General features: G+C 61.9%; 14 protein-coding genes. 11 read left to right on the plus strand and 3 right to left on the minus strand.

The genetic code is table 11. The annotated features are described in order from the left end of the window. Positions 1-53 precede the first annotated feature (53 nt). Positions 54-866 carry an IS5 family transposase gene (locus CVO77_RS19950; protein WP_031291306.1) on the minus strand — a complete coding sequence of 271 codons (813 nt, stop codon included), beginning with the start codon at positions 864-866 and terminating at the stop codon, positions 54-56. An 85-nt stretch (positions 867-951) separates the two neighbouring features. Between CVO77_RS19950 and CVO77_RS19955 the strand changes: the two genes are divergently transcribed. After that, the gene (locus tag CVO77_RS19955; protein WP_007687848.1) at positions 952-1,167 is read left to right on the plus strand and encodes a hypothetical protein; all 216 of its coding nucleotides are present in this window, start codon (positions 952-954) and stop codon (positions 1,165-1,167) included. Positions 1,168-1,405: 238 nt separating this feature from the next. On the opposite strand, the gene CVO77_RS19960 is transcribed toward CVO77_RS19955, so the two are convergent. Next, the gene (locus CVO77_RS19960) at positions 1,406-2,368 is read right to left on the minus strand and encodes a ring-cleaving dioxygenase (RefSeq protein WP_020820199.1); all 963 of its coding nucleotides are present in this window, start codon (positions 2,366-2,368) and stop codon (positions 1,406-1,408) included. A 198-nt stretch (positions 2,369-2,566) separates the two neighbouring features. Between CVO77_RS19960 and CVO77_RS19965 the strand changes: the two genes are divergently transcribed. Beyond that, complete coding sequence (locus tag CVO77_RS19965; RefSeq protein WP_242446214.1) at positions 2,567-3,589, plus strand: LysR family transcriptional regulator; 1,023 nt, start codon at positions 2,567-2,569, stop codon at positions 3,587-3,589. A gap of 326 nt (positions 3,590-3,915) precedes the next feature. Continuing rightward, the gene (locus tag CVO77_RS19970) at positions 3,916-4,974 is read left to right on the plus strand and encodes a maleylacetate reductase (RefSeq protein ID WP_007687859.1); all 1,059 of its coding nucleotides are present in this window, start codon (positions 3,916-3,918) and stop codon (positions 4,972-4,974) included. Between the two features lie 111 nt (positions 4,975-5,085). Here the strand turns inward: CVO77_RS19970 and CVO77_RS19975 are convergent, their stop codons facing one another. Next, entirely contained in the window at positions 5,086-5,703 is a 618-nt protein-coding gene (locus CVO77_RS19975; RefSeq protein WP_013054035.1) for an alpha/beta hydrolase, read from the minus strand. 607 nt (positions 5,704-6,310) lie between these two features. Here CVO77_RS19975 and CVO77_RS19980 point away from each other — a divergent pair. The 8 genes from CVO77_RS19980 (at position 6,311) to CVO77_RS20025 (ending at position 11,780) form a co-directional block, all read left to right on the plus strand. Then, positions 6,311-6,523 (plus strand): hypothetical protein, encoded by a 213-nt coding sequence (locus CVO77_RS19980; RefSeq protein WP_020819487.1) that lies wholly within the window; start codon positions 6,311-6,313, stop codon positions 6,521-6,523. A gap of 144 nt (positions 6,524-6,667) precedes the next feature. Next, the gene (locus CVO77_RS19985; RefSeq protein WP_021245329.1) at positions 6,668-7,294 is read left to right on the plus strand and encodes a glutathione S-transferase family protein; all 627 of its coding nucleotides are present in this window, start codon (positions 6,668-6,670) and stop codon (positions 7,292-7,294) included. Between the two features lie 497 nt (positions 7,295-7,791). Continuing rightward, on the plus strand, positions 7,792-9,234 hold the full coding sequence (locus CVO77_RS19990) for a TonB-dependent receptor (protein ID WP_242446215.1): 1,443 nt from the start codon (positions 7,792-7,794) through the stop codon (positions 9,232-9,234). Continuing rightward, on the plus strand, positions 9,200-9,964 hold the full coding sequence (locus tag CVO77_RS20000) for an IS6-like element IS6100 family transposase (RefSeq protein ID WP_001389365.1): 765 nt from the start codon (positions 9,200-9,202) through the stop codon (positions 9,962-9,964). Before CVO77_RS19990 ends, CVO77_RS20000 begins: the two co-directional genes overlap by 35 nt. A gap of 239 nt (positions 9,965-10,203) precedes the next feature. Next, the gene (locus CVO77_RS20010; RefSeq protein ID WP_066609322.1) at positions 10,204-10,455 is read left to right on the plus strand and encodes a hypothetical protein; all 252 of its coding nucleotides are present in this window, start codon (positions 10,204-10,206) and stop codon (positions 10,453-10,455) included. Continuing rightward, positions 10,455-10,865: a thermonuclease family protein gene (locus CVO77_RS20015; RefSeq protein ID WP_021247418.1), complete on the plus strand. Its 411-nt coding sequence runs from the start codon at positions 10,455-10,457 to the stop codon at positions 10,863-10,865. Before CVO77_RS20010 ends, CVO77_RS20015 begins: the two co-directional genes overlap by 1 nt. Continuing rightward, on the plus strand, positions 10,865-11,512 hold the full coding sequence (locus tag CVO77_RS20020) for a recombinase family protein (RefSeq protein ID WP_106000985.1): 648 nt from the start codon (positions 10,865-10,867) through the stop codon (positions 11,510-11,512). The genes CVO77_RS20015 and CVO77_RS20020 overlap by 1 nt, the downstream gene beginning before the upstream one ends. After that, complete coding sequence (locus CVO77_RS20025; RefSeq protein WP_021247416.1) at positions 11,502-11,780, plus strand: hypothetical protein; 279 nt, start codon at positions 11,502-11,504, stop codon at positions 11,778-11,780. The genes CVO77_RS20020 and CVO77_RS20025 overlap by 11 nt, the downstream gene beginning before the upstream one ends. Positions 11,781-11,886: the final 106 nt, after the last annotated feature.

The following is an 11,886-nucleotide window of genomic DNA, read 5'->3' on the forward strand; positions in this document are numbered from 1 at the left end:
ATCACCGGAGTAGCCGTCGAGTCATTCGACATGCTTAGAGTCCGTTTCGAAAGTCATGATGCGCGGGCCATGCGGCGGACCAAGACCATTGCCGCAGCCGCGTAGAGGAAGGCGGTGGCGGAACTGAGGGTGGCTTCAAAGTCCTTCGCCAACCGCCTGTTTCGTCCGAGCCAAGCGAAGGTGCGCTCGACCACCCATCGACGAGGATGAACGGTAAAGCCGACCTGACCGGCTATTTTTCTAACGATCTCAATGCTGATGGATGTGGCGTTGATGACACGAGCGGCGCTGTATGCACTGTCCGCGAACGCTTTGGAGACAAAGGGGTGTCGGTGTCGAGATTGCTGCAACAAAGGGATGGCTCCGTCGCGATCCTGAACATCTCCAGCATGGATCAACAGTTCTAGGGCGCGGCCATCGGTATCGACCATGGCATGCCGTTTTCGCCCCATGACTTTCTTCCCGGCATCGTAACCGCGTGGTCCGCCTGCCTCCGTGGTTTTCACAGACTGGCTGTCGATCACGGCAGCAGACGGTGCCTCCTCTCGTCCTTGACTGCTACGGTCAGCGATGACGAGGGCATGATTAAGCGCCTGAAAAAAGCCTCGGTCACGTAGAGACGCAAACCATCTGTAGACGGTTTGCCATGGCGGAAAACCGGGAGGCAAGCAGCGCCACGGAGCGCCCGTGCGTAGGATAAACAATATGCCATCGAGCAACGCGCGCCACGACCAGCGCCGTGGCCGTCCGTTTGTCGGGGTATCCTGCGGATGACAGGCGATAATCTGCCATTCGGCGTCCGTTAGGCTGGTTGGATATCGAAGATGATCGCGGCTATGCTGCCGCCGAGTGTCGCGGGTCCACATGATCTGTCCAAGGATGGTGTAAGCAACCCCCTTGAATCAGACCATGCCGCGATGCTCAACCTCTGTCCCACCGCGAGACGTGAAGATGAGCGAAGAGCGCGATGAATATGGCTTGCCCGTCGATCCGGCGGAGCGAATGCAGCAAGTGATGCTGGGTCTCTACGATCTCATGGACGAAGCCGGTATGGCCGACTTTCCCGCTGAACTGATCGGCGAACTGAACATTGTCCGGCTCAAATTTATGGACGAATTCGAGGCCCGCTTTCCCGGATATGGAAAGGGTCGTGCCGTTTGGCGCTGACTACCCTTCGACCTTTCGAAACGGGCTCTTAGGGCCTGTCGAAGAGGCGTATCGAAGGACTGATGCTTCGATATGGGCCTTCGACTTCGCTCGGTTCCTGCTCGGCGAGTTATTGCTCGATGCTGCAAGGACATTCCGGCAATAGCCGTCCTCTCCTTTCCCAGGACTTCAAGGTTCCAGGACGCAAAAAAAGAGGCCCGACATTTGCCGGGCCTCCCTTTCTTTCCTGCGTCAGCGATCAGACGACGATCGGATCGTCTTCCATCGCCTGCTGGATGAGGTGCTTCTTGTCGTCGAACTGCGGCGAAACCTTCAGGTCCATGCCGAGGGTGTTTTCGTCCTCGTCATGGGTGAAGCCCAGGCTGTGGGTCGCTTCGAACATCACGCCGCCCGGGGTACGGACATAGGTGGATTCGAAATAGCCGCGGTTCTTGCGGTCCGAGAAGTCGGTGAAGCCGACGCCCTCGGTGTCGAACTTGATCCGGGCCTGGACGTCCATGTCGGGCACGGCGAAGGCGCCGTGGTGGATGATGCCTTCCGCGATCGTCCAGCTACCCTGGCGCACGTCGGGTTCATGAAGCAGGTCGATGATCGTGCCTGCTTCCGTCGAACCCTTCACGCGGTAGCGGTGACGATTGCCTTCCTCGCCGATCTTCTCGAAATTCCAGCAATTCTCCATGAAGAAGTCCATGTCCTCCAGCTCGCGCACGGAGGCCGTCCAGCTATGGAAACCGCGCTGGGCATATTCGAGCGGCACATAGGGCGAATCATAGGGCGCCCGCGTGTCGGTCTCGTCCTCCAGCACCTCGAATTCGATGCCGCAGTCGGGATGCTGGAAGCTCACGAAGCGCTGACCGAAGCGGGTGCCCGGCGCGCTGGTCTCGATGCCATGCTTGTTGAGGTGGCCGATCCACCATTCCAGCGACCCCTTGGGGATCGAATAGGTGCAGACGGTGAACTGGTTGGAACCCTTGCGGCCCTTCAGGCCCGTGCGACGGGTGGGGAAGGTCGTCATGACGGTGCCGGGCGTGCCCAGTTCGTCCGCGAAGTAAAGGTGATAGATGGGAATGCTGCCATCATAGAACAGGGTCCGCTTCACGAAGCGCTGGCCCAAGACCTTCACGAAAAAGTCGATGTCGCCCTGGGCTGTGCCGGTGCAGATGGTGATATGATGCAGGCTGGTGATATGGTTCGTATCCACGATCGCTCTCCAAGATCAAAATATAGTCCGAAAATCGCGCCTCTGCTTTTCGCCTGGCGGCGAGGAGCGGGACCTCCATTGAAATAGCACTCCAAAGCCGTTTACTCCACGTTACTCCACGCGGGTTCACGAATATCCGGCATTCGAAAAGCGAATGTTCCTGGCCATGCAGCGCTTTACGCAATAGCAGGGTTTCCGGTGCTTTCTCATTCGGAAACCGGAAATGGCGCAATGATTTCCTTCATGCATTTGACTGTGTTTCAGGCCCTGATGCGGGCGAAAAGCGTGGGGGTGGCGGCGGAGATGCTGGATATGCCGCAGCCCACGCTCAGCCGTCATCTCAAACAGCTCAGGGAGCATTTCGGGAACCAGCTTTTCGTGCGGACCAGCCGGGGCCTGGAGCCCACGTCCCTGGCCATCACCGCCGCGCCCGCCGTGTCGCAGACATTGGAACTCTATCATTCCCGCCTGAGCGGCGAGCCGACATTCGATCCCGCGACTTCGAACCGCGATTTCCACATCGCGGCTTCGGACGTCGGGCATCTGCTCGTCCTTCCCCGCGTCCTGCAATGGGTGCGCGATCTGGCGCCGGGCGTGCGGTTCAAGGCCATTCCCCTGGGAGGGGAAAAGCTGATCGCCCGGCTCGAGACCGGCGAGGTCGACATCGCGATCGGCAGTTTCCCGGCGCTCTATGCCGGCGTCGTCGAACAGACGCTTTTCCCGGAGGAATATGTCTGCGTCGTGCCGCGAAGCTATCTGCCCGCCGGGCGCCTGACCATGAACAGGTTTAAGGCCGCCCGGCACGTCCTGGTCGACGGCCGCCACCTTGGCCACATCCATGAGGATGTGGAAAAGCTGCTTCGCAAGATCGTGGGTCCATCGAACATCACCGTCATGGCGGAGAGCTTCCTCCTGAGCGCCCATATAGCCGAGCAGTCGGAACTGATCCTGATCACGCCCTCCCGCCTTACCGGCTTGCTGAACACCAAGAGCGTCCGCATTCTCAAGCCGCCCGTCGCCCTTCCAGGCTTCACCGTGAAGCAATATTGGCATGAGAGATTCCATGACGATCCCGGCAATCGCTGGCTGCGCGGAATTCTGTCCCGCATGCGCGGCCTTTCGGAGGAGGGCGAAGGCCCGTCCTTGCCCGAATTCGCCGGCGGCGCGGCAGAGGGCGATGGCGCTTCGAATCCGGATATTCGCAATTCGCTCCATGAATAAGTGCCGCGCCGCGCCCCGCCGGAAGGCGAGCCATGCGGCCGGCGAGCCAAGGATGGGGCGGGTCGGGAAAAGGAAAAACACTATAAAATACATATGCTTGCGGGAATTTTCTTCATGTCCGGACCGGCCCGTTCCGGTCGTTGCGACAGCCCTGCCGAACAGGGGGCGGGCGGTTCCCGCACCGGCATGGGCGGGCCTGGCCCCTTGTGCGTCTGCCCGATTTCCCCTTTTATCGGTCGACTTGGCTCATGGCGAAGCGCTGGCAGCAGGCAAAGATCCTCTGCCCTGGATATTCGCCAATTCTAATGAGATAGAGAGGAAGCGTGATGCAATTCGTTTATGATCCCCTACCCTATAGGGTCATTTTCGGCGCGGGTTCGGTGCGGCGGGTGGCTGACGAGCTTTCGCATGTCGGCAGCCGCGCGCTGGTGCTTTCGACGCCGGAGCAGGCCGGCAGCGCGCAGGAGCTTGCCGCCACCCTGGGCGACAAGGCCGTGGGCCTGTTCAGCAAGGCGGTCATGCACGTCCCGGTCGCGACGGTCGACGCGGCGGCTGCCGTCGCCAGGGAACTTGACGCCGATTGCACGGTCGCCATCGGCGGCGGGTCCACCGTCGGGCTGGCCAAGGCGCTCTCGCTTCGGCTCGACCTGCCTTCGCTCGTCGTTCCGACCACCTATGCGGGTTCGGAAGTCACCCCGATCTGGGGCCTGACCGAAGATGGGATCAAGACCACGGGTCGCGACAAGAAGGTGCTGCCCAAGGTGGTCGTTTACGACCCCGATCTCACCCTGTCGCTGCCCGCCGAAATGTCGATCGCAAGCGGCCTCAACGCCATCGCCCATGCGATGGAGGGGCTTTATGCCTTCGACGGCAATCCCATCGTCTCCTTGATGGCGGAGGAAAGCATCAGGGCGCTCGCCAGGAGCCTGCCGCTGATCAAGGCCGATCCCACCGATGCGAAGGCGCGGGGCGACGCGCTCTATGGCTGCTGGCTCGCCGGCAGCGTCCTGGGCGCGGCGAGCGTCGCGCTGCACCACAAGCTCTGCCACACGCTGGGCGGCACCTTCGACATGCCGCATGCGCAGACCCACACCGCCGTGCTGCCCCACGCGATCGCTTATAATGCGCCGTCGGTGCCGGAGGCGATGGAACGGGCCAGCCGCGCACTGGGCGGCGGCGACCCCGCGACCAAGCTGTACGAACTGGCGGTGGGCCTGGGCGCGGAAATGTCGCTGGCGAAGCTCGGCATGCCCAAGGACGGCATCGCGAAGGCCGCCGCGCTGGCGGTCGCCAACCCCTATCCCAACCCCCGTCCGATCACGGAGGAGGGCATCGTGCAGCTTCTGAGCCGCGCGGTGGAGGGGCTTCCGCCGATCACCGCATAAGCCAAGGCCTGATCCTGGAACAGTGCCGGCCGCATCCGATCATTTCCGGATGCGGCCGGTTCTCGATCATCCGGCGCTCCCGTTCGGCCAAGGCCAAGGACGGGGCGAAATTCAGCGGCTTTCCGCGCCGAGCCAGCCCTGCACCGCCGCCTTGATCGGCAACGGCAGTTCATGCCCGCCTTCATAAGGGATGAAAGTCGCCCGCGCGCCGCTGGGGCCGGAGAGATAGGCTTCCGCCTGCTCGAACTTGTGGCGCGGGATCACATCGTCGAATTGGCCCCGGCAGAAGAGGACCGGCTTGTCGAGCAGGCCGTTGTCCGGCAGGTCGCCGTCCTCCACCGCGAAGCAGCCGCCGATCATGATGAGGCCGCTATAGGCCCCCGGATTGCTGAGCAGAAGACTGGCGGCCATCGCGGCGCCGTTGCTGAAACCGCATAGCCAGGGCCGTTGGCGGCCGGTATCTGCGGCGATCCAGTCGCCGACCTTCGACGTTTCGCCCGACAGGCTGGAGGGCAGGGCGACGCCGATCCCGGCATTTTCGAACCAGGCGAACCCCGGCCCCTGGGGAAGCGGCCCGCGATAGGAGCGAACATTCGCGCGGCCGAAAAGGGGCAGCGCGAACCCCGCTTCCCTTTCGGTGCTGCCGCGGCCGTGAAGATATACGATGTCGCGGCCGGACGGAATGTCGGGATTGTCGTATCGCATGACGATGGCATTGTCTCGAGACATGTTCGCTTCCAATTCCTGGCGATGCGAAGCCGAAGCGGCGTCCGGTCCGACGGCGTCGGCCCGGCTGCTCCGGCTTCCTGTTTTAGCGGGCTTTCCGGTCGGCGGATATTCCGCCTGCCGGGAAATGCTCAAGGCGACCATAGCATGCGATGGCTGCTTTCAAAGCGCGGTCGCTCAATCCCCATGACGATTTGTGGGCAGTTGGCCCCGTTTCGATCAAATCCGTATCGCGAATATTCCTAATTCATTTGCAGCAATTTCCTCCGCAGGCGAAAGCTGCGATCCTTTCCGGACGGCCCGATAAGCATAATAATCACCGACGTGCCGGATAAGACAGGCGCTGATCCATAACAGCGCATGGAGAGGATATTCCTATGCTTCGATCTCCGGGCAATGCGCGGCGCGTCCGTCGCAATCCGCTCCCGGCCTCGACGTCCGCTGGCCCGCTCGCTGCGTGTCCGGCCCATGCGCAACATGGTCCAGGGGGAAACCCCGCCGCCTGTTTTCCGGAACGGCGGGAATGGCCCGATGAACTGCGCGGGCAGGCAAGTTGCGACCGTGCACCGGCTGGAATTCGTCAGTAGGGGAAGATCGAATGCCTAATGGAATGCGCTGTTTGGATCCCTCGATCGCCGATCGGATCACATCATTGTCGACGATGAGAAATAATGAGGAGATATTCGAAACATTCGGCTTCAGCTATAACACGCTGAGAAAAGTCTCGAACGGCATGCCGCTTCGCAGGTCACTTGCGGATCGGATTGAGGAACGTGCCAGAAAGGTTTTCGAAGCCGATGGATTTTTGAACATTTCGGCCTGATCGCATCGGATGGAATGCTCCGGCCTGTCGTTTCGGAGCGTTTTCCGACCGGGCGGATGATTGCTTCCGTTCGGGGCGACGCTCCGGTGCCGAACATATGCATTAAGCCATTTTTTGCCCAGTCCGCAGGAGAATTGCAGGGACATGTTGAAGCTCTACTACAATCCAGGTTCATGCTCATTGGCGTCCCATGCCGCATTGGAGGAAGCCGGCCTTCCTTATGAGGCGGAGCTGATCGACCTGACGCAAAACGCCCAGTTTTCAGACGCCTATCGTCAGAAAAACCTGTGGGCGCGGGTGCCCGCGCTCCAGATCGGCGATGATGTCCTGACCGAAAATATCGCCATCCTCAACCATATCGCGGAACTCGTGCCCGAAAAGGCCTTGCTGCCCACGGAAGGCCTTGCCCGCGCCCGGGCCCTGGAATGGCTCGCGCTGCTGTCCAGCACCGTCCATGTCGCCTTCCGCCCGATCTTCCGGCCCGGTCGCCTCGCAGAAACCGCGGAGGGCCAGAAGGATGTCGCCGCCACGGGGCTGAACAGCCTGAAAAGCGTGCTTGCCCTGCTGGACGAACGCCTCGGCAAGGGGCCTTATGTGCTGGGCGACAAGTTCAGCCTGTGCGACCCCTATCTTTTCGTCTTCGTCTTTTGGGCGCGTCGCCCGATCCTCGAAGGCAAGCTCGACCCGCTTCCGAATCTGGATGCCTTCGCGGAACGGATGAGGGCCCGTCCGTCGATCAGTGCCGCCCTGGCGCAAGAGGGTCTTGCCTGACCGATGGAAATCCAGTGCGGTTTGAGGGCCGGCGGAATGTCCGCCGGCCCTCAAATGTTTAAGCCATGAATTTACGGCCCGTTCGGCAACGTTGAATCCCGGCGCAGGCATCGGCCGCCCCGGCATTGCAAGAGATGGCGGCTATTTCATCGTCCCTTGAGGGATTTGGAACGCCATTCACGACACGGGAAGGCGATCCATCAGGCCGTCACGGCTTCATCGGAAATGAAGACATCGTCGCGGCGCGCAATGCCCGCCGATGAGAATTCGACGAAACCTCAATCAAAGTGAATGAACAGAATTCACAAACTGGAATTGCGTCTTTCCTACGGATTACCATACGATCTCAATCAAGCCGGCGCCGAAATCGGAGACCGGGGGAATCGCGGCCGCAAGCCGCTTGGAGAGGAGATGAAAGAATGAAGCGCGCGCATATTCATCGGGCGGGGGGAGCGAAGTCCAGCTCGCGGAGGATCGCCGGGGCAGCGTCCCTGCTGATGGCTTCCACGGCCGCCTTGTGCAGTCCCGCCTTTGCCCAGCAGTCCGCTGCCGCGGACCAGTCCGCCACGCCGGTCAACCAGATCGAAGACATTGTGGTGACCGCCCAGAAGCGCAGCGAAAATGTGCAGAAGGTGCCGATCGCCATATCGGCGCTGGGCGGAGAGGCGCTGACGAACAGGGGTTTTGACAGCCTTTCGACCTTGACCAAGCTGGCGCCGTCCATCCAGCTCAGCAATTTCGGGCCCATCGCCTTCGTCACCCTTCGCGGCATCGGCAATGAGAACAGCACCGCCGGCGGCGATCCGGGCGTCGCCTTCCACTTCGACGGCGTCTATGTGGGGCGGCCGGTCGGCACCCTCTTCTCCGCCTTCGACAGCGAGCGCGTCGAGATCCTTCGCGGGCCGCAGGGCACGCTGTACGGACGAAACGCGACCGGCGGGTCGATCAACTATATCACGAAGAAGCCGGTCGACGAGTTCGAGGCGAATGCCGACGTCACGGTCGGAAATTACGACATGTGGCGCCTGCGCGGCGCGGTCAACATTCCGCTGACCAACGGCATCAGCACGAGGATCGTCGGCTATAAGGAAAAGCGCGACGGCTTCACCGATAACAGCGTGGCCGGCGGGACCGAGGCCAATGACGCCGACAATTACGGCATTCGCGGCCATATATTGGCCGAAGTGACGAGCAACTTCACGGCGCTCATCTCCGGCGCCTATATCCATGCCGGCGGCGTCGGCAGCCAGCCGGAACTCCGCACGCCCTTCCCCGGTTCGACCACTGGCCAGAACCTGGGCGGCCCGCCGATACCGGGCACCAACAATTATCTGGTGAACGGCGTGCCGCTGGTGAACGACCTGAGGCCGTTCCACGAGGCCAAGAACACACGGGAGTTTCAGGACAATACGTTCCGGCTGGTAAGCGCTACGCTCGACCTCGATCTGGGGCCGGCGGCGATCAAGTCCATCACCGCCTATGCGAAGTCGACATTCCGCACCCAGCAGGACACCGATTACTCGTCGAAGAATCTGGGTTCGCTCAACCTCGACGAAAAGGCGCGGCAATTCTCGCAGGAGCTTCAGCTTTCGTCGACCGCGGGGCCCAGCAGTCCCTTCAACTGGATTCTCGGCGCCTATTATTTCCATGAAAAGGGTTATCGCGAATCCACCTATCGCGGCAGCCGGTACGATATTCTGGCGGCCGCTGCCCAGGTTCCCTATGGTTTCCGCATCGCGGGCAACGTCACATCCGAATCCTATGCCTTTTTCGGCCAGGCCACGGTGCGTCCGACCGATCGCTGGAGCGTGACAGGCGGCGTGCGGTACACGAATGACGAAAAGGGCTCTGTTGCAAAAATCGTGAAGCTTGAGCATGCTTGGCGGAGATTGGACGGACGGAACGATGACGGATTTCAAGTGGCGCCATTTCCAGGGTGATGTGATCCTGTGGGCGGTGCGCTGGTATTGTCGCTATCCGATCAGCTATCGCGACCTTGAGGAAATGCTGGCGGAACGCGGCATTTCGGTCGACCATACGACGATCTATCGCTGGGTCCAGTGCTACGCCCCGGAGATGGAGAAGCGGCTGCGCTGGTTCTGGCGGCGTGGCTTTGATCCGAGCTGGCGCCTGGATGAAACCTACGTCAAGGTGCGGGGCAAGTGGACCTACCTGTACCGGGCAGTCGACAAGCGGGGCGACACGATCGATTTCTACCTGTCGCCGACCCGCAGCGCCAAGGCAGCGAAGCGGTTCCTGGGCAAGGCCCTGCGAGGCCTGAAGCACTGGGAAAAGCCTGCCACGCTCAATACCGACAAAGCGCCGAGCTATGGTGCAGCGATCACCGAATTGAAGCGCGAAGGAAAGCTGGACCGGGAGACGGCCCACCGGCAGGTGAAGTATCTCAATAACGTGATCGAGGCCGATCACGGAAAGCTCAAGATACTGATCAAGCCGGTGCGCGGTTTCAAATCGATCCCCACGGCCTATGCCACGATCAAGGGATTCGAAGTCATGCGAGCCCTGCGCAAAGGACAGGCTCGCCCCTGGTGCCTGCAGCCCGGCATCAGGGGCGAGGTGCGCCTTGTGGAGAGAGCTTTTGGCATTGGGCCCTCGGCGCTGACGGAGGCCATGGGCATGCTCAACCACCATTTCGCAGCAGCCGCCTGATCGGCGCAGAGCGACAGCCTACCTCTGACTGCCGCCAATCTTTGCAACAGAGCCCCTTTGGGGGCAAGCCTGCCCCGATCATGCTTGATGAAGCGTGGGAGTGGGATCGCGCGGCGAAGAAGCAGGCCGGAAAGAATGGCGAGCAATGATGCTCCGAAGGGGATCAGGGGATGAATGACGCTATGGGCCACACGGCCGTTTTCGGCGCGACGGGCGGGGGTAAGACTAGCTTTCCTCCCATGCTGCAATTCGAGTTCCATGCCTATGCCGGGGACGAATCCGGCGTGATCGCGGCGCAACCGACGATTACGACCGAGCGCATGGCGAGCCATAGCGCCGCGCGGGCGAAGGCGGGCCGTATCGCCAAACAGATCGGGGGGCCGGTCGATTTGGCGCTGGCAGGGGCCGCGCCGTGGGATGATCGCTACATCACCACGGCCAGCCCCAGCGAACATCATGCCTCTGGCTATCGGTTGGAGAGGCTGACTTGATGCCCTTGGTGTTCATCGCCGCCGCCGCGCTGGCGGGTTGTTCCGTGACCGATGGCGACACGATCAGATGCGGGGACGAGCGTATCCGGTTTCTTGGCGTGGACGCGCCCGACGATCCGAGCAACAGCCGGTGCAGGCCGGTGCCCAAGCCCGGCGCGATTTGCGACCGGCAGCGGGCCGAGGCGAGCAAAGAAGCGTTGCAGCGGACCATGACAGGGCCGCTTTCGATCGAGCGCGTAGGGATTGACCCCTACGGGCGCACGCTGGCGTTGGTCTATGTGCAGGGGCGCAGCCTCTCATGCCGCCAGATCGAGGCGAGGCAGGCTGTCTATGTGGCGCGTTGGGATCAGGACGGGCGGGTTGCGCATGAGTGCCCCCGTGCGGTTGCGAGCTGGCAGGGGTGGCGATGATGGGCGCGCCAGACCCCGGAACGCGCAATGGGCGCAGCGCCGAGGGCGGGGCGTTGATCGGCTATGCGCGGGTATCGACGCCCGAACAGGACATGAGCTTGCAGATCGACGCGCTAGAGAAGGCGGGTTGTGCCCGCATCTTCACGGACGTTGCAGGCGGTGCGAAGGCAGAGCGGGCCGGGCTGGCCGAGGCGCTGGCCTATCTTCGCCCGTCAGACACGCTTGTCGTGTGGAAGATCGACCGGCTAGGTCGCTCGCTTCCCCATCTGGTCGGGCTTGTCGAAAATCTGCGTGATCGGGGCATAGGCTTCCGATCGCTGACAGATGCCGGGATGGACACGACGACGCCCAGCGGCGCGTTGATCTTCCATATATTCGCCGCGTTGGCCGACTTTGAGCGGTCGCTTATCCGCGAGCGGACAAAGGCCGGATTGGAGGTCGCCGCCGCGCGCGGCCGAAAGGGCGGCCGTAGGTCGGTTGTCACGCCGGGAGTGCTGAAACGCGCGCGCGACATGATGGATAAGGGGTTGACGGTGCGGCAGGCCGCCGCCGCGCTCAAGATCGGCAAGACGCCGCTCTATGAGGCGCTACGTGCAGCGGACGAGGCCGCAGGCAGCGGATCGGGGGGCGAAGAAAATGGCGTATGACGATTATCGGGAAGGCGACCGCTTTTCGGTGGACTTCCGCATGGCGGGCCAAATGAAAGGCTGTTGGCACCTGATAGGCGAAACTGCCTCGCTGGACGAGGCGTGCGCGATGTTCGACGGCATTGTTGCTTCCGATCGCGCGGAAGGTGCAACGCCGGGGGCACGCTGGCGCATGTGCCATATGCGTGGTTCGGAAATTCTCCGCGTTATTGAGGATACGACGCTTACGAGGGACGGTCTGGCGACGACGCCCGATGACGCTGACTGATAGCGTGCGGCCCGTCCCTTTAGCGTAACGATTCATTGCTTTTCGAGGCACTTTCGGCCTATTCACGCACTACCTACGGAGACGTGGGCGGGGGCGTGGAAACCCT

The organism is Sphingopyxis lindanitolerans, assembly GCF_002993885.1.
In the GTDB taxonomy this organism is placed as follows: Bacteria; Pseudomonadota; Alphaproteobacteria; order Sphingomonadales; family Sphingomonadaceae; genus Sphingopyxis; species Sphingopyxis lindanitolerans.